Genomic DNA, 16,582 nt, shown 5'->3' on the forward strand with positions numbered 1-16,582 from the left:
AAAGAAATATGTTTTGGAAAGGTGAAAGTTAAAACCAGGTGCTTTCTCTGTACTTCCTGTATTCATCGCCAAACTTATCTTCCAGTACTTTTTCTTCTTTTTTTATTCTGTACATCTGGAGTGCAATTATGAAGATGCAGATATAAAAAATCAATCGCTGCTGAAGAAAAAAGCCAAACCCGAGCATCATTAATATGCCCGCATAATAGATCGGGTGACGGAATCTTTTATATAAACCTGTTGTAACCAACCTGGTTGCTTTTGCACTAACAGAAAAAGAATCTGCCAATTGGTAACGAGCAATCAATAGTAATATAATAGCCGGAATCATGATCGCTAAACCAATATAAGTGAAAACCGTAATAGGAGCGCCCGAATTAAAATAACGTATGATCCATATAGGGAAAGCAACAATAAAGATGGCTGCAGTAAGGATGTTGAATGTTTTTGGGTTCATGACTTGGTTTTGATAGATCTCAAAGGTCGTGAATTCCTATAAAAAAGAATCCCCCGTTTAGAAAAACGGAGGATAATCTTTTAGCCCTCAACATTAATATCTTGTTGTTATTACATTAATAACATAATTGTTTCGCCTGTTTTTGTGTTATCAGGATAGATAACTTCTAAACGGTAAGTACCACCAGCAAACGTTTTACCTAAATCCGCTGTTTCTACATTGTTTGCAGTTTCGTGGTTGATTGTTTTAACTCCTAAAATAGTACCGTTCTCATCTAAAATCTGTAAAGTATAAACGCCGGTCGGCTGATTATTCATTTTTACTTTTATTACACCGTTTGCGATTCCCATAGGATTAAATTTTACTGAACTGTTAACAGAAGAAATCTGAGCTGTTGCAGTAAAAGACGCTAATGAGATAATTGCAGTTGCGATGATTAAAGTAAAAAGTTTCATAGTTTTCTCTTTTTTAGAGGTTATCAGTAAACCTGACATATATAAGACGTAAAACTACGAGCTTTTAGTATGTGGAAGTACGTATTTTTTTTAAAAAAGTTTAGAATAACTACTAGTAATCGATTCAGAAACTACTAAGGGTTAAGATATTTTGTATTGATAATCAATTGTTTATTTTAATAATAAAACCATTTTATTATTGTATTTAACCTTGAATTTTTTTTATTGATTTTTTTGGACTTTTTTATAATTCGTGAAATTACGATGGCGGTGGCGGAAATTTCGAGGCAAAACTTTGTTTCTTTTTGGTAATGGTATATAAATTTTCTATATTGTTTTCTATTACAATAAACCAAAACGAGTCTGTATGAAATCTTTCCTTACATTATTATGTATTACGGCTATTATAATAGTATTAAGCAACTGTTCTGAAAAAACTCCGGAAACAAAAGAAACAGTAACACCAGCTGTAATCCCTACTTACGGTGGCTTTGAAACCAAGATAAAATGGGGCGAACACCTTGTTCAGGTTGGGGGATGTAACGACTGTCATACACCTAAAAAAATGACGACGATGGGACCGGTTATGGATACCTCCTTATGGTTGTCGGGCCATCCGGAGCATATGCCCATTCCTGATGTTGACAGAAAAGAAGCAGAAACCAAAGGCTGGGGATTGACAAATACTGAAACTGCATGGGTTGGTCCTTGGGGTGTTTCCTTTGCGGCAAATCTTACTCCGGATTCAACTACCGGCATTGGCGCCTGGACACTCGACAATTTTAAAGTGGCTATACGCGAGGGCAAAAAAAGTGGCGCACCTGCAGGTCGTTCTTTATTACCGCCTATGCCATGGCCATGGTATAAATATTTAACCGATGATGAACTGGATGCTATGTTTACCTACCTGCAAACAGTTAAACCTATACATAATAATGTACCGGCAGCATTACCGCCGGTATTGGCAATGCCGCATTAATTTTAGAAAGCGTATGAAAATTTTGTCAAAATATGGATATCTGTTGCTATTGTTGTTTTTAAGTATGTCGTTATATTCCTGCAGTAAATCAGATGCATCCGATAATGCTACATCGCAAATATGCAGTAATGTGAAAGGAACAGAAGCTATTTACTGGGATCTGATGAATGGTATTCCTCGAACAGATATTCCCGGAGGATTACCTACTCTTAAAAGTCATGGGGGTACCTATATACATCCTACGGTTCCTTTATTAACTTTCATGTACCCGGCAGGGTATACACCCAATACAGATAATACATCCGGTGCTGTAGGAGTTAATTTAACAAGAAGTGATAATAAAGCAGTCTGGCGTTATACTAATATAGCTTATTATGGTAATACCACACCACAAGCAGTTGTTAGCTCCGAAGTAAGCCAATTGCAAAGTTTTTTAGAGAGTACCGGAACTGTACAAACAATTTGCTCTCAGCAAGGCACTTTACCCAGGGCTCCCGGTATTGTTACCAGCAGTGCAGCCGTATTGATTCAGTTTGGGAATTTCACGGCAGTAATAAATGTTGGTATTACAACAGAAACAGGTTTAGGATCGGCACAGATAACTATAGGTACATCAGCCGCACCTACTGCTGAATTCAATACCGAAATTCTAAATACATTTTTACCGATCGATTACCAGTTATTATATACTGATAGCGGGGAGGTCGATTCTGATGGAGATGGTTTTGCGGATAGTGTTGATGAATTTCCGTTTGACCCGACCCGGCATTAAACTTTTTTAGGAGGAAGCGCAAATGCTACTGCTTCGTGCTGAAAGTTACCATTATGTGAACCATCGCAAAAAGGCTTGTTCTTGGAATGACCACAACGGCATAATCCTAAAACATCTCTGCCTGCAAGATCATATACGTTTCCTTCTCTATCTACTATTTCAAAATCGCCCTGGATTTTTAATGAGCCGTTATTATTAACTGTAATTTTTGTTGATGCCATTGTAATGTTTTGTGGAGCGCAAAAATAATGGTTCAGCAATTCCCATAGGAATATTATTTTACCATTAAAAAAATGTAAACACAAAACTTAAGTAGTTTTATAAAGGAACATTGCAAAATGTTTCAGCAGCTAACCACCAGGAATTGGTTTTTTATCTTATTACTATTTATCTGCACGATCCTTTTTTCGGCTAATAGTTCGGCGCAAATAAAAATTCTTTTTGATGCAACAAAAGGAGAATCTGCAGCCAATGCAGATTGGGTTATTGATGCTGACCTGCATAATATGAACTGGGGCTCGGCCAGCCCTTATACATGTGTTAGTTGTTCCGAATCAAATGCGCAACGTGTTCCTACACCGTCTCAATCCACCATTACTTCCTCTACGTTAGAAACATATTGGGATGGCGCTTTATCTGCCTGGGGCATTGATTGTGTAAAGCAAGGCTATACAGTGGAATCATTGCCATACACGGCTTCCATTACGTATGGCAACTCTTCCAACCCGCAGGATCTTTCTAATTACAAAGTATACATTGTTTGTGAGCCCAATGTTTTATTTACAGATGCAGAAAAAACAGCCATTTTGAATTTTGTAAAAAATGGAGGAAGCCTGTTCATGATATCGGATCATGCCAATTCTGACAGAAATGGAGACGGGTATGATTCTCCTGTTATTTGGGACGACCTGATGCAAAACAATAGCACAGGCAATAGCAATCCTTTCGGAATACTATTCGACCAGCAGGATACATCACAAACATCTTCCAATGTTGCAGCATTACCTTCTAACGATTCTATTTTACATGGACCAATAGGGAATGTTACAAAAGTAAAATGGAGCGACGGCACTACTATGACGATTGATCCTGTAGCCAACGCTTCCGTTAAAGCAATTGTATACAAAACAAGTATTGTTGGTGCAAAAGGAAATAAGGGAGTGCTGGTAGCATGCGCAAGATATGGCAAAGGAAAGATTGCAGCAATAGGAGACAGCTCGCCCTGCGATGATGGTACAGGCGATCCTAATGATAATAGTTTATACAATGGTTACACACTTGATGTAGCTCCTAACCATCGTAATTTATTAATGAATTCAACCATTTGGTTGGCAGCAACAGATGCTGTTGCACCGCCGACAGGCAAAACATACCAGTTTATTTATAGCGGCGATTGGAGCAATCCTATTTGCTGGAAAAATGGATTGGTTCCTCCTCTTACATTAATTGCTCCTGATACTATTATTATAGCTCCTGCTATTATATCTCCTGGTGTTAATGGTTTTTGTAACCTCGATATTTCCCAAATTATTTCTACCGGTGCTGTATTAAAAATAACTGCGGGAGAATTAGAGATTCCCGGGGAATTAAAGCTTCAATAGAATTTTTTTTACTACATAAAAAATTCTTCCTCTATTATTTTACCGTCTTTCACCTTATAAACACAAAGTTCATTCATATCCATGCGTTCGCCATTTTGCATGGTTACATCCATATGCATACTACAGGCGAAAGAATTTCCTGCAACTACAGGATCTGAAACATCAATACTGTGTAATTCTTTTACCATATCATGCCATTTTTTGCCCTTTTCTTCAATTGCTTTCAAACCTTTTGTTTCTTTTTCAAAAGCAGGAGTAGCATGCGGCTCTATGCTCACAGCATCCTGGGCAAATAATTCTTTTTGTGGCTTGTCAAAATCACCGCTTTTGCAAAGCACTACCAATCTGTTGGCTATTTCTTTTGTAGTCATAAAATAAGTTTTACAATAAAGTACAAATGAAGTGCCATTGTTATCATCTCATTGTTTTTAAGTGCCTTTGTTACCTTACCTTTGCGGCATGACAATAGAACAAATTAAGGATATGAGAGACCGTGTGGTGGTCTTGAGGAGGTTTCTTTGACGTCGCTAACAGAGAAGCTAAAATAGAGAACGATAAACAACTTTCACTTTCGCCGGGCTTTTGGGATGATAATGTCCGTGCAACATCCATCTTAAAAGAAATAAAAGTAAACGAGTACTGGAGAGATTTATATCACGCTGTAGAAACAGCTGTGGAAGATTTTGCCGTGCTGTTCGATTTCTGGAAAGAAGGAGAAGCCACTGAGGAAGAAGCAAAAGAAGCACATAAAAAAGCGTTGGACGCTATTGAGGAAGCTGAATTTAAAAGCACACTCAATGAGCCGGAAGATGAATTGCCTGCTGTGATACAAATAAACAGTGGCGCCGGTGGTACCGAAAGTCAGGATTGGGCAGAGATGCTGGCACGCATGTACCGCATGTATGCTGAGAAACAAGGATGGTCAATAACCGAGCTGGACTGGCAATGGGGCGATGGTGCCGGTATTAAAACCTGTACTTACCAGTTTGATGGTCCGTTTGCTTATGGCTTTTTAAAATCCGAAAATGGAGTGCACCGGTTAGTACGCATTAGTCCTTTTGATAGCAATGCAAGAAGGCACACTTCGTTTGCATCCATCAATGTTTACCCATTGGTAGATGATACGATCAATATTGAAGTAAATCCTGCCGATGTAAAAATGGAAACATCCCGAAGCGGGGGTGCAGGCGGGCAAAATGTAAACAAAGTAGAAACAAAAGTACAGTTAACGCATATACCTACAGGCATTGTAGTGGTTTGCCAGCAGGATAGAAGCCAGCTAGGTAATCGGGAGTTGGCGATGAAAATGCTTAAAAGCCGTCTTTATGAAATTGAGCTTCAAAAGCGCAATGAAATAAGAGATGCCAAGAATGCCAAGAAGAAAAAGATAGAATGGGGCAGTCAAATTCGCAGCTATGTTTTCCATCCTTATAAAATGATAAAAGACCATCGTACCGATTATGAGGTAGGTAATGTTGGTCCTGTTATGGATGGAGAAATAGATGGATTTATCAAAGCTTATTTAATGAGTGAGAAAGAAGAGAATGTATAGTTGATTTGTTTGTTAATTTGGTAAATTTGAGCAAACATTATTTTTATGAAACCTACTATAGCCTCTTTCATAACCTTACTATTCCTATACAATATCTCAGCAGCACAAAATGTAGGTGTCGGCACTACAACACCTCCCGTTAAGCTAACGGTTCAGGATGCATCCGCTTCTAATCTTTTATTATTATCCAACTTCAATGCAATGAATACGAATGTTCGTTCAACATTGTTGTTTGGGGGACCTGATTATGTATCCGGACAGATAGGTACCATCGGCACATCAAACGTAACTGCACGTTTAGGTTTTTTAACAGGTTACTCTGTAACAGGTGTTGTAAATAATTTTGTTGAAAGACTAAGCATTCTTAATAATGGATATATCGGCATCAATCAAACCAATCCGCAATATTTATTGGATGTAAATGGTAATGCAAGTTATAATGGCAACATACGTGTAACCGGAAGAAACTCCATTGAATTTGGTGCCGATCTTACCAAAGAAGTTAATGCTGGCAAAATTGGCTATGGTACTATTACCCCAGGCGAGTTGGATATTGTTGGAGGCGGTACTACTTCTACCAATCGCATTATGAAATTCTGGAACGAAGGCGGCGCTACTTTTTCCGGCGGCATATATATGGAAAGCGGCAAGCTAATGAATGCCAATTCAGGAGCAGCTAATTTATTGCCGTATGCTTACGGTACTATTGCTGCCAATGGTACAATATTAAATGGCACAGGAAATTTTACTGTAACTAAATTCGGCACAGGAGCTTATGAAATTTTCCTCGCAAACGGACAATCTTATGACGATGCAATCTTTACTTCATCAGTAACAGCCCAGGACAATACAGGAAGTACCCATTTTATTACGTGCTACGAGGGCGGCCCTGAAACGCCTGCCGGTCTTGCAGTTGTTACAAAATTTGCCGATGGGCACTATTCCGATACCCAGTTTTCTTTTTTTATTTATAAACCTTATTAGATTTGCGTTTGGGCATTACTTTTATCAATATCGTTGTGTCACTCCCTTGTACGGCAAACCTTTAATCTTCTTTTATCCAGGCGTATAATTTCACGCAAAGACACAAAGAAAATAAGACACTAAGCTTTGCCTCCTTTGCTCCTTAGCGTCTTTGCGTGAAACCCAAACAAACAACCTCGGCCAAATGTTATCTTCATTATGTAACTTACATAACTAAACTTTTAGCTATGAACTTCGGTGATTTCTATTATCCACTTCCGGCAAACGAAAAGCAATTGGACTATGCGCCGGGCTCACCCGAACGGGAAGCATTAAAGCAAGCCATCTCAACATTTAAAAATAAAAAGATAGATGTTCCAATGTATATTGGTGCAGAAGAAATCTACACCAATAAAAAGTTAGAAATACGTCCACCGCATGAAACGGCACATTTGTTAGGGCATTTTAACGAAGGAGATGCTAATCATGTAAAGAAAGCAATCAATGCGGCATTAAAAGCAAAAGATAAATGGGCAAACACCAGTTGGGAAAACCGTGCAAACATCTTTTTGAAAATAGCAGAATTAATTTCTACAAAATATCGCTTCCAGGTAATGGCGGCAACTATGCTGGGGCAAAGTAAAACGGCACACCAGGCAGAAATAGATTGTACCTGTGAATTGATAGATTTCTTACGTTTCAATGTTCATTATGTAAGTGAAATATATCGGCAACAACCGATCAGTGTTCCGGGTATCAATAATAGAGTAGAGTATCGCCCTTTAGAAGGATTTGTATTGGCAGTTACTCCATTTAATTTTACTGCCATCGCAGGCAATCTTCCAACGTCTGCAGCTATGTGTGGTAATGTAGTTATTTGGAAACCGGCGTACCCACAGGTTTACAGCGCACAATTATTAATGAAGATATTTAAAGAAGCAGGTTTACCTAATGGCGTTATTAATTTAATTTATGCAGATGGTCCGGTGTTAGGAGAGGTATGTTTTAACCACCCTGATTTTGCAGGATTACATTTTACAGGAAGCACAGGCGTTTTTAGAACTATGTGGCAAACGATCGGCACCAACATCGGCAATTATAAAACCTTTCCACGTATTGTTGGTGAAACAGGAGGTAAGGACTTTGTATTAGCACATAAAAGTGCGGATGTAGATGTATTGGTTACAGCATTGGTTCGTGGCGCATTTGAATACCAGGGACAAAAATGCAGCGCTGCATCAAGAGCATACATTCCATCAAACCTGGCAGCAGAAGTAAAAAAGAAATTAGTTGCTCAAATAAAAACTATTACCATTGGCACCATAGAAGACTTCAGCAATTTTATGGGTGCTGTAATTACAGAAGCAAGCTTTAATAAAATTGAAAGCTACATTAAAGGAGCCCGTAAAAAAGATTCGAAAGCAAAAGTAATAGTAGGAGGTAAGTGCGATAAAACAAATGGTTATTTCATTGAGCCGACTGTAATTGAAACTACCGATCCGTATTATATAACCATGTGCGATGAGTTATTTGGTCCGGTATTGACCATGTATGTTTATGATGAAAACAAATTTGAAGATACATTGAAGTTAGTAGACAGTACTTCTCAATATGCATTAACAGGCGCTATCATTGCTAAAGATAGGTATGCCGTTGAACTGGCAACCAATAAGCTGCGTAACAGCGCAGGTAATTTTTATATTAATGATAAGCCGACTGGAGCAGTAGTTGGTCAGCAACCATTTGGTGGCGCAAGAGCAAGTGGCACTAATGACAAGGCTGGTAGTATTTTAAACTTATATCGTTGGCTGAGCGCCAGAACGGTAAAGGAAATATTCAATTCTCCTACCGATTATCGTTATCCCTTCATGCAATCTGAAGAATAAAGATTGATAATTCACAATTGTTTAAAACCTGTAAAGCAATTTAAGGTTACTTTTGCGCCATAATTGTATTAAGAAAAAAGATAACCCCTAAATATTTGTAGAATATGGCAACAAAAGTAACTTTTACTCTTTCTGCGGAAACGGTTGGTGCTGCAAAAACCGGCGTATTATTAGGCGATTTTAATAATTGGGATCCTGCACAAGGCACTGCTCTTAAAAAACAAAAAGATGGTTCATTAAAAGCAGTAGTAAGTTTACAACCCGGCGAAACATATCATTATCGTTATTTATTGGAAGATGGACGTTGGGAGAATGATGAAAATGCCGACTTTTTCGTATACGATTATAATGTTCAAAACTGTGTTATAACAATTCCTGCTGAAGAAAAAAAAGCAGCTAAGCCTAAAGCAGCTGCAAAACCTGCGGCAGTAAAAGCTTCAAAAGAAAAAGCAACCAAAGCTCCTGCTAAAAAAGCGGCTCCTAAAAAGGCTGCTAAATAAGATGATAGTTGATTTGCGATTTATTACATTTTATGCAATAAATTCGTTTCATAAATTATTCCATTGGTTACTATTTTAGACAAACAACAGCTCCATCTTACCATATTGCGCCTGGCGCATCAGCTGCTCGAAAATCATTTAAACTTAAATGATATTGTTTTTGTTGGCTTACAGCCAAGAGGCATTCATGTAAGCAATAAAATGATAGAATGCATAAAAGAGTTATGTCCAAACGAAAAAGTGAATTACGGTTTGTTGGACATAACTTTTTATAGGGATGATATCCGCAATGAATTACGCATTGCCAACAAAACCACTATTGATTTCTCCGTAGAAAATAAAACAGTTATTCTTATTGATGATGTTTTGTATACAGGTCGTACCATTCGTGCGGCTTTAGATGCTTTACTAGATCTGGGCAGGGCAAAAAAAGTAGAATTATGTGTATTGGTCGACAGGCGTTTCAATCGTGAATTGCCCATTCAACCTGATTATTGCGGTAAGGCAATTGACTCTGTTGTTTCCCAAAAAGTAAAGGTGGAATGGGATAAGGAGCAAGTTGTGCTGTATTAATATCTCTTATAAAGAATACTCAATTCGCAAAGAGAAGGCTCCGTGTTCTCTGTGGCTCTGTGAGACATTCTTCAATCGCAATTTGAAATTTTCAATTTATCGTTTAACTTCGCCCTTTAATGCAACTATCTACCAAACATCTTCTCGGCATTAAAGACCTCACTAAAGAAGATATTTCAATTATTTTATCTACCGCTGCTCAGTTTAAAGAAGTTTTACAACGACCTGTAAAAAAGGTTCCATCGCTACGTGATGTTACGATTGTGAATCTGTTTTATGAAAATTCTACCCGCACACGTATCTCGTTTGAATTAGCAGAAAAACGCTTGAGTGCGGATACGATCAACTTTGCGGCTTCCGGCTCATCTGTATCAAAAGGAGAAACTTTATTGGATACAGTAAACAATATCCTTAGCATGAAAGTGGATATGGTAGTAATGCGACATAGTGCCAGCGGGGCACCTCACTTTCTTGCCAATCATATTCCCGCTGCTATTATTAACGCAGGGGATGGAATTAACGAACATCCTACTCAGGCTTTATTAGATGCATTTTCTATACAGGAAAAATTAGGAACATTGGAAGGGAAGAAAGTAGTGTTGATCGGAGATATTATGCATTCCCGTGTGGCATTGAGTAATATTTACTTGTTAAAGAAAATGGGAGCAGAAGTAATGGTAGCCGGCCCTCCAACATTAATTCCAAAATATATCAAAGAAGCATTGGGCGTAAAGGTTGAATATAATTTAAAAAATGCTTTGCAATGGTGCGATGTGGCGAATGTATTGCGTATTCAATTGGAACGACAGAACCAGGTATTATTCTCTTCTCTGCGTGAATATAACTTAGCCTATGGTGTAAGTAGAAAATTACTGGATGCGATCAGCAAAGATATTGTGATCATGCATCCCGGTCCAATTAACCGCGGAGTGGAAATTGATAGTGATGTGGCAGATGGTAATGAATCTATTATTTTACAACAGGTAGAGAACGGGGTTGCCGTAAGAATGGCTGCATTATATTTATTGTCAGGTAATAATTCATAAACAAAATTAAGTTTGAATCCTTAATTTCGGTATCAATAATCTCACTCATCAATAGTTTATATGCAACGGATCTGCTTATTTCCCGGAACATTTGACCCCATTACCCTGGGGCATACCGATATAATAGGCAGAGCGCTTCCGTTATTTGATAAATTAATCATCGGTATTGGGCGAAACAGTGTTAAGCAACCGATGTTCTCAGAAGAAAAACGGTTGGACTGGCTGAAAGAAATTTATAAGAACGAACCAAAAATAGATGCATTGGTATATGATGGTTTAACGGTTGAATGCTGTAGAAAAGTAGGAGCTAATTTTATTTTGCGGGGCATACGTTACGTAAATGATTTTGAATATGAGAAAGCCATTGCCGATATGAATCGCAGCCTTGAACAACATATAGAAACCATTTTTTTAACCTGCCTTCCTCAATATACTTCTGTTGCGTCTACGCTTGTACGTGATGTTATACGTTATGGTGGAGATGCATCGCAGTTTTTACCCGATGTGGTGAAAAACTCTATTAAAAATTCATAATTCAAATATCAATATGGCAGCTATCTGGTTTAACAAATCAATCAAAAAAGAAGATATCAATCCTTTTATTCCCGGCACCATGAGTGAACAATTGGGAATGGAATGGCAGGAAATAGGAGATGATTTTATTAAAATAAAAATGCCGGTCGATCACCGTACAAAACAAGCTTATGGCTTATTGCATGGTGGCGCCAGCTGTACATTGGCCGAAACTGTTGGCAGCGTAGCTTCTATGCTGGTGGTAGATCCCAAACGCTTCAGTTGTGTGGGTTTGGAGATAAATGCCAATCATATCCGCAGTGCCAGGGACGGGCATGTTACGGGAATTGCAAAGCCTTTGCATTTGGGTTCCAGCACGCATGTATGGGATGTAAAAATCTATGATGACCTGGATCGGTTGATCTGCATCAGCCGGTTAACTATTGCTGTGCTTAATAAAGCATTTTAGTTATTGCTGGTATGTAATAATGCCATTAATTGCGACCAATGCATTTTATTGGCTGCAAATTGACGGTAGTTTGCTTCTCCTGTTTTTCCATTACTCAATACTTTTTCTTTTACGTAAGCATTGTTTAGCATCCAGTTCCTGAAAGGGAAAGAGAAGCCCATTTTAGGTCTATCCCAGATGGCTTTGGGAAGAATATCGTTGAAAGTATCTATCAATAATTGTTTGTTTCTTTCGCCGGCATACTTAACATCTGAATGAATGCTCATTGCCAGGCTAATCAACTCTTTGTCTAAAAACGGAACACGGATCTCCAATCCATGTGCCATACTCATTACATCCGCATCACGTAATAGCTGATTTTGCATGTAAAGATTAAATTCCATCCAACTTGCCTGGTTAAAGGCGCTTAATTCTTCTATATGATTATTCTCCAAAGGAAGATTGGAAAGCAGGTTGAAGATCTCGCTTTCGCTGGCATCTAATTGTTGTGCAATTTCTACAGGAACAAACTGACCTCTTAAAAAAAGATACTTGCCAATAGTGCCATCAATAGATAAATAAGTTAAACGGCGCAATTGCTTTATACTTGATTTTTTGAAAGCATTTAATAAGCGATTGGGTAATCGTTGTAAAGAAATAGCAGCGCTGATGCGTTCAAAAGAGGGATAGCCGCCAAATAATTCATCGCCGCCAATGCCGGACAGTACGGCTTTTAAGCCGGCTTGCCTGGCATATTTGCTGATGAACCAGGTATTGATGCCATCGCAGCTTGGCTGGTCCATTTGCTGTAAAATGCAAGGGAAATATTCGTCGAAGTCTTTTTCCTGTAACAGGAATTGTTGCTGCGTTCCTTTCAATCTTTCCTGGACAATATCCTGGTATTTTTTTTCCGAAAATTCTTTATCACTAAAATAAATAGAGAGCGTATTCAGATCGATTTTATCTCCTTCGCCGGCTAGCAAAGCAATTAAGCTCGAATCTAAGCCACCACTTAAAAATACCCCAATAGGAGCATCAGAGATCATGTGTCTTCTTACGGCTTTTTGAAACGTTTCTTTTACTGATTGTATAGCAGTTTTTCGGTCTCCTATTGCTTCTTTAAAAGAAAATTTATGAAAAACGTCTGATATCCATGTCTGTGTTGGAACATGATATTGTATGAACGATCCTTTGGTAAGCGGCTTTACATTTTTTAGTGTGGTAACAGGTTCGGGAAGATGACCAAAGGCCAATAAAAAAACCTTCCAGTTATCATTTGCCTGCTGCAAATAAGGAATGTGCTGAAATGCTTTTATTTCGGAAGCAAAAGCCAATCCTTCCGGTGTAATGGCATAATATAAAGGTTTGATCCCCGATCCATCTCTCGCTAAAAAAAGCTCCTGTGTGGTATCATCCCAAATGGCAAAAGAAAACATGCCATTCAGCTTTTCAAATGATTGGGTATGCCATTCGGCAAAAGCAGCTAATATAACTTCCGTATCGCTATGTGTTTTAAAATTATGGCCCAGGGTTTTAAGTTGCTCTCTTAATTCCAGGTAATTATATATTTCTCCGTTATAAGAAATTTGATACCTGTTGTCCTGGTAGCTCATTGGCTGATGACCGGCATTAGAAGTGTCAATAATTGATAAACGGCGATGCCCTAAAACGAGCGAATCGTGTTCGCAAACGTAAATACCTTCATCATCGGGGCCTCCGTGACTAAGAGTGGTACACATTTCTTTCACCGCCTGTTTCAATCGTTCTGTTGAAAAAGAGGGGTTAACGATTCCGGCAATTCTGCACATCAGTTATATAAATACGATATGAAACATTTTAATATAAAAAGCAATGGTAGAGCCTTGCTATAAAAGTTTATATGATTTGCATCATGTTTCAAACATGTGCTATATTTACCATCAAACTTCCTTCAAGCTTTTATCTGAACACTGCTTTATAACAAACAATTTCTTTTATGAGTTATAAATACCAGACAATAATAAATTTTATTGCGATCTTAAGTATTGCAACGGGTTTGCTGGTAATTTCAGGATGGATATTAAATAATGTATCGATTGTATGCTTTTTGCCTAGTCACCTCCCTGTAAAACTTAGTACAGCAATCTGTATGATCTTATCGGGGTTCTCACAACTTTTTTTCTACAAGAAGGGCAAATATAATGCATTGCTATATAGAACATCTTCAATAATGATGATTTTTATTGCAGGCTTATATTTTTTTTCAAATATTTTTCATTATCGTGTGTTTATTGATACGTTATTTAATAATAGTGTATCCCAGCTTTTTACATCCCGCCATGTTTCGTTGGGCATGTCGTATGCGCCGGCTATCTGTTTTTTTATTTTGGGATTGGCGTACATCTACTCCAAATCAAATATAGTGACAATACGGTTGCTGGTACAATGGGGGCTGCACATTGTTACCCTAATGTCAGTGATTGCTTTAATGGGGCACTTATATAAAGTTCCTAATTTTTATAAAATCCCTTTCTTTAGTCCAATGGCAACGCATACTGCTGTTGCTATTTTTCTGCTTTCAATAGCCGGCGCTTTAATAAATCCATCGTTGGGAATTGCAGGATTACTTACAGGAGATAAAATTGGAAATATAGCTGCCAGGAGAATTTTTCCAACCTTTTCATTTTTGTTATTGGGCTTTGCCTATATACGATTGGAAGTATATCGAAGAACTTCGTTAGGGATAGAGTTTTCCGCTATTCTGTTTTCTGTAGCTATTATTCTCACTTTTTTGATATTTATATGGTACACAGCAGTGCAGTTGAACAAGATCGATGCAAAACGAAAAGCCGCTGAAGAATCGATGGCGCTTTTGAATATTCACATGGAGCAAAAGATCGAGCACCGTACCATCAATTTAAAGGAAGCATTGCTTCAACTGGAAGCATCGAAACAGGAATTAAGCCAGGCATTGGAAAAAGAAAAAGAACTGGGAGAAATAAAGTCGCAGTTCGTATCTCTGGCTTCTCATGAATTCAAAACGCCGTTAAGTACTATTTTATCTTCGGCATCGCTTATTGCACTTTATGAAAATGAGAACGATCAGCCTAGCAGGGAAAAACATGTACAAAGAATTACTCAGTCTGTAATGCATTTGAACAGTGTATTGGAAGATTTTCTCTCTATAGGAAAATTAGAATCGGGGCATGTGAATGTAGAACCATCCTTGTTTAATATCGATAGCTTTATTAAAGATATACTGGATGAAATGAAGATGACAGTAAAGCAAGGACAGCAGCTGCAATTTGCATTAAAAGGCGGCGGAGATTTTGTTACCGATAAACGGCTGCTAAAAAATATTTTAATCAATGTGTTAAGCAACGCCATTAAATTTTCGAATAATGATATAGTGATTAATATTGCCAATAAAGCCGATGAGTTGCATATATTGGTAGAAGATAAAGGCATTGGGATACCGGTGGAAGATCAAAAGCATTTATTCTCCAGTTTTTACAGGGCAAAAAATGCATCCCATATCAGCGGTACAGGACTTGGCTTGCATATTGTAAAAAGGTATATTGACCTTTTGCATGGAGCTATTGAACTGCAAAGTGAAGCTAAAAAAGGAACCTCTGTTTATATTCGACTGCCGTTTATGAATCAGCCTGAAACCATAATTACATAACAAGCACGTTACAATGGCGAAAAAAATATTGATAATTGAAGACAATACCGAAGTGAGAGAAAATGTGGCAGAGATTCTTGCGCTGTCAAAGTATTTAGTGCTGTCCGCTACAAATGGCAAGCAGGGAATAGAAATAGCATTGTCCGAAAATCCCGACCTGATCATTTGTGATGTAATGATGCCGCTGATGGATGGTTATGCTGTTTTAAATGCATTGAATATGGAAAACGCAACCTTTGGCATTCCGTTCATTTTTTTAACAGCAAGGTCTGAAAGAGGGGATGTTCGCAAAGGGATGGAAATGGGAGCAGACGATTATATCACCAAACCATTTACACGATTTGAATTGTTAAGAGCCGTTGAAGCAAGACTTCAAAAAAGCGAATCATTTAAATTAGTATTGGCAGGAAATAACAATCATGTTTCCGAATTGATGAAAGTAGCAAGAACAACCAGCACAGCTCCTTTAATTTCAGAACATAGGGAGGCTTATACATTTAAGAAAAAAGAGGTTTTGTACGAAGAAGGACAAAAACCCAAAGCTGTTTATTATATCGTAAAAGGGAAGGTCAAAATTTCAAAGACCAATGACGAGGGCAAGGAACTTATCATTAACATCTGTACAGAAGGAGATTTTTTCGGGTACTCCCAGGTGTTGGAAAACATTAATCATACTGAATCTGCCAAAGTGCTGGAAGATGCAGAGATCATGTTGATAGCAGTAGATGATTTTATTTCCTTATTGGTAAATGATGCACAATTATCGAAACAATTCATTAAGATCATAGCCAAAAATATGCTTGAAAAAGAACAACGGCTGGTAAGCTTTGCCTATAACTCTTTGCGCAAAAAAGTGGCATATGGCTTATTACAGGTATATGAAAAATATGAGAACAAACAAAGCCAGCCGGGCGAAATAATAATTTCCAGGGAGAACCTGGCAAAGCTCAGCGGGGTGGCTACAGAATCTTTAATACGCACATTAGCCGATTTTAAAGTTGAAAATTTGATTGACCTGGAAGCAGGGAAAGTGATCTTCCTTAATCTCAGAAAACTGCAGGAATTACGGGATTAAAAATCCTTTGTGTAAATCTTATTTTTGGAATCTTCAAGAAATAGTCAGACCTTTAAGAAAATTTTAACCTTTACCGAATTTCACCTACCATTTCCAAT

At 38.0% G+C, this 16,582-nt stretch carries 18 protein-coding genes; 13 read left to right on the top strand and 5 right to left on the bottom strand.

Translation table 11 applies throughout. The annotated features are described in order from the left end of the window. Positions 1–28: 28 nt before the first annotated feature. Together K9M53_RS07190 and K9M53_RS07195 are read right to left on the bottom strand one after the other, a co-directional pair. The gene (locus K9M53_RS07190; RefSeq protein WP_224018952.1) at positions 29–457 is read right to left on the bottom strand and encodes a methyltransferase family protein; all 429 of its coding nucleotides are present in this window, start codon (positions 455–457) and stop codon (positions 29–31) included. A 110-nt stretch (positions 458–567) separates the two neighbouring features. Next, the gene (locus tag K9M53_RS07195) at positions 568–912 is read right to left on the bottom strand and encodes a hypothetical protein (protein WP_224018953.1); all 345 of its coding nucleotides are present in this window, start codon (positions 910–912) and stop codon (positions 568–570) included. Positions 913–1,279: 367 nt separating this feature from the next. Here K9M53_RS07195 and K9M53_RS07200 point away from each other — a divergent pair, with 367 nt between their 5' ends. Together K9M53_RS07200 and K9M53_RS07205 are read left to right on the top strand one after the other, a co-directional pair. Beyond that, complete coding sequence (locus K9M53_RS07200; protein WP_224018954.1) at positions 1,280–1,891, top strand: c-type cytochrome; 612 nt, start codon at positions 1,280–1,282, stop codon at positions 1,889–1,891. 64 nt (positions 1,892–1,955) lie between these two features. Next, positions 1,956–2,663 carry a hypothetical protein gene (locus K9M53_RS07205; RefSeq protein WP_224018955.1) on the top strand — a complete coding sequence of 236 codons (708 nt, stop codon included), beginning with the start codon at positions 1,956–1,958 and terminating at the stop codon, positions 2,661–2,663. Here the strand turns inward: K9M53_RS07205 and K9M53_RS07210 are convergent. Then, positions 2,660–2,884, bottom strand: a complete 225-nt coding sequence (locus K9M53_RS07210) for a CDGSH iron-sulfur domain-containing protein (protein WP_224018956.1) — start codon at positions 2,882–2,884, stop codon at positions 2,660–2,662. The genes K9M53_RS07205 and K9M53_RS07210 overlap by 4 nt on opposite strands. 117 nt (positions 2,885–3,001) lie before the next feature. On the opposite strand from K9M53_RS07210, the gene K9M53_RS07215 reads away from it, so the two are divergent. Beyond that, entirely contained in the window at positions 3,002–4,264 is a 1,263-nt protein-coding gene (locus K9M53_RS07215) for a hypothetical protein (RefSeq protein ID WP_224018957.1), read from the top strand. A gap of 11 nt (positions 4,265–4,275) precedes the next feature. Here the strand turns inward: K9M53_RS07215 and K9M53_RS07220 are convergent, their stop codons facing one another. Continuing rightward, positions 4,276–4,635: a SnoaL-like domain-containing protein gene (locus K9M53_RS07220; RefSeq protein ID WP_224018958.1), complete on the bottom strand. Its 360-nt coding sequence runs from the start codon at positions 4,633–4,635 to the stop codon at positions 4,276–4,278. Positions 4,636–4,723: 88 nt separating this feature from the next. Between K9M53_RS07220 and prfB the strand changes: the two genes are divergently transcribed. From prfB to K9M53_RS07260, 8 genes are all read left to right on the top strand, one after another. Continuing rightward, positions 4,724–5,816 (top strand): peptide chain release factor 2 gene (prfB, locus tag K9M53_RS07225; RefSeq protein WP_224018959.1). Its coding sequence is split into 2 segments (ribosomal slippage): positions 4,724–4,783 and positions 4,785–5,816, totalling 1,092 coding nucleotides; the frame shifts between segments, so codons are not numbered across the junction. A 45-nt stretch (positions 5,817–5,861) separates the two neighbouring features. Then, positions 5,862–6,800 carry a hypothetical protein gene (locus K9M53_RS07230; protein ID WP_224018960.1) on the top strand — a complete coding sequence of 313 codons (939 nt, stop codon included), beginning with the start codon at positions 5,862–5,864 and terminating at the stop codon, positions 6,798–6,800. A gap of 227 nt (positions 6,801–7,027) precedes the next feature. Further along, positions 7,028–8,665 carry an L-glutamate gamma-semialdehyde dehydrogenase gene (gene pruA, locus K9M53_RS07235; protein ID WP_224018961.1) on the top strand — a complete coding sequence of 546 codons (1,638 nt, stop codon included), beginning with the start codon at positions 7,028–7,030 and terminating at the stop codon, positions 8,663–8,665. Between the two features lie 104 nt (positions 8,666–8,769). Next, positions 8,770–9,165 (top strand): isoamylase early set domain-containing protein, encoded by a 396-nt coding sequence (locus tag K9M53_RS07240; protein WP_224018962.1) that lies wholly within the window; start codon positions 8,770–8,772, stop codon positions 9,163–9,165. Between the two features lie 63 nt (positions 9,166–9,228). Next, positions 9,229–9,738 (top strand): bifunctional pyr operon transcriptional regulator/uracil phosphoribosyltransferase PyrR, encoded by a 510-nt coding sequence (gene pyrR, locus K9M53_RS07245; protein WP_224018963.1) that lies wholly within the window; start codon positions 9,229–9,231, stop codon positions 9,736–9,738. Between the two features lie 119 nt (positions 9,739–9,857). Further along, positions 9,858–10,784: an aspartate carbamoyltransferase catalytic subunit gene (locus K9M53_RS07250; RefSeq protein ID WP_224018964.1), complete on the top strand. Its 927-nt coding sequence runs from the start codon at positions 9,858–9,860 to the stop codon at positions 10,782–10,784. Positions 10,785–10,844: 60 nt separating this feature from the next. Beyond that, positions 10,845–11,318, top strand: coding sequence for a pantetheine-phosphate adenylyltransferase (gene coaD / locus K9M53_RS07255; protein WP_224018965.1), 474 nt, complete (start codon positions 10,845–10,847; stop codon positions 11,316–11,318). A gap of 13 nt (positions 11,319–11,331) precedes the next feature. Then, complete coding sequence (locus K9M53_RS07260; protein ID WP_224018966.1) at positions 11,332–11,766, top strand: hotdog fold thioesterase; 435 nt, start codon at positions 11,332–11,334, stop codon at positions 11,764–11,766. On the opposite strand, the gene asnB is transcribed toward K9M53_RS07260, so the two are convergent. Further along, the gene (gene asnB / locus K9M53_RS07265) at positions 11,763–13,553 is read right to left on the bottom strand and encodes an asparagine synthase (glutamine-hydrolyzing) (RefSeq protein ID WP_224018967.1); all 1,791 of its coding nucleotides are present in this window, start codon (positions 13,551–13,553) and stop codon (positions 11,763–11,765) included. The two genes, K9M53_RS07260 and asnB, sit on opposite strands and share 4 nt — an antisense overlap. A 167-nt stretch (positions 13,554–13,720) precedes the next feature. Between asnB and K9M53_RS07270 the strand changes: the two genes are divergently transcribed. Together K9M53_RS07270 and K9M53_RS07275 are read left to right on the top strand one after the other, a co-directional pair. Beyond that, a complete protein-coding gene (locus K9M53_RS07270; protein WP_224018968.1) occupies positions 13,721–15,409 on the top strand; it encodes a sensor histidine kinase in 1,689 nt (562 codons plus the stop codon). A 13-nt stretch (positions 15,410–15,422) separates the two neighbouring features. Further along, positions 15,423–16,484 (top strand): response regulator, encoded by a 1,062-nt coding sequence (locus K9M53_RS07275; RefSeq protein WP_224018969.1) that lies wholly within the window; start codon positions 15,423–15,425, stop codon positions 16,482–16,484. The last annotated feature ends 98 nt before the right edge of the window (positions 16,485–16,582 follow it).

It is taken from the genome of Ferruginibacter albus, assembly GCF_020042285.1.
Classification (GTDB): Bacteria; Bacteroidota; Bacteroidia; order Chitinophagales; family Chitinophagaceae; genus Ferruginibacter; species Ferruginibacter albus.

Coding starts and splice junctions, on each gene's coding strand:
- coaD (WP_224018965.1), top strand. CDS start 10,845: ATGCAACGGATCTGCTTATTTCCCGGAACATTTGACCCCATTACCCTG.
- K9M53_RS07270 (WP_224018968.1), top strand. CDS start 13,721: ATGAGTTATAAATACCAGACAATAATAAATTTTATTGCGATCTTAAGT.
- K9M53_RS07200 (WP_224018954.1), top strand. CDS start 1,280: ATGAAATCTTTCCTTACATTATTATGTATTACGGCTATTATAATAGTA.
- K9M53_RS07250 (WP_224018964.1), top strand. CDS start 9,858: ATGCAACTATCTACCAAACATCTTCTCGGCATTAAAGACCTCACTAAA.
- asnB (WP_224018967.1), bottom strand. CDS start 13,553: ATGTGCAGAATTGCCGGAATCGTTAACCCCTCTTTTTCAACAGAACGA.
- K9M53_RS07260 (WP_224018966.1), top strand. CDS start 11,332: ATGGCAGCTATCTGGTTTAACAAATCAATCAAAAAAGAAGATATCAAT.
- pruA (WP_224018961.1), top strand. CDS start 7,028: ATGAACTTCGGTGATTTCTATTATCCACTTCCGGCAAACGAAAAGCAA.
- K9M53_RS07220 (WP_224018958.1), bottom strand. CDS start 4,635: ATGACTACAAAAGAAATAGCCAACAGATTGGTAGTGCTTTGCAAAAGC.
- K9M53_RS07275 (WP_224018969.1), top strand. CDS start 15,423: ATGGCGAAAAAAATATTGATAATTGAAGACAATACCGAAGTGAGAGAA.
- K9M53_RS07240 (WP_224018962.1), top strand. CDS start 8,770: ATGGCAACAAAAGTAACTTTTACTCTTTCTGCGGAAACGGTTGGTGCT.
- K9M53_RS07190 (WP_224018952.1), bottom strand. CDS start 457: ATGAACCCAAAAACATTCAACATCCTTACTGCAGCCATCTTTATTGTT.
- K9M53_RS07205 (WP_224018955.1), top strand. CDS start 1,956: ATGTCGTTATATTCCTGCAGTAAATCAGATGCATCCGATAATGCTACA.
- K9M53_RS07210 (WP_224018956.1), bottom strand. CDS start 2,884: ATGGCATCAACAAAAATTACAGTTAATAATAACGGCTCATTAAAAATC.
- K9M53_RS07195 (WP_224018953.1), bottom strand. CDS start 912: ATGAAACTTTTTACTTTAATCATCGCAACTGCAATTATCTCATTAGCG.
- K9M53_RS07230 (WP_224018960.1), top strand. CDS start 5,862: ATGAAACCTACTATAGCCTCTTTCATAACCTTACTATTCCTATACAAT.
- K9M53_RS07215 (WP_224018957.1), top strand. CDS start 3,002: ATGTTTCAGCAGCTAACCACCAGGAATTGGTTTTTTATCTTATTACTA.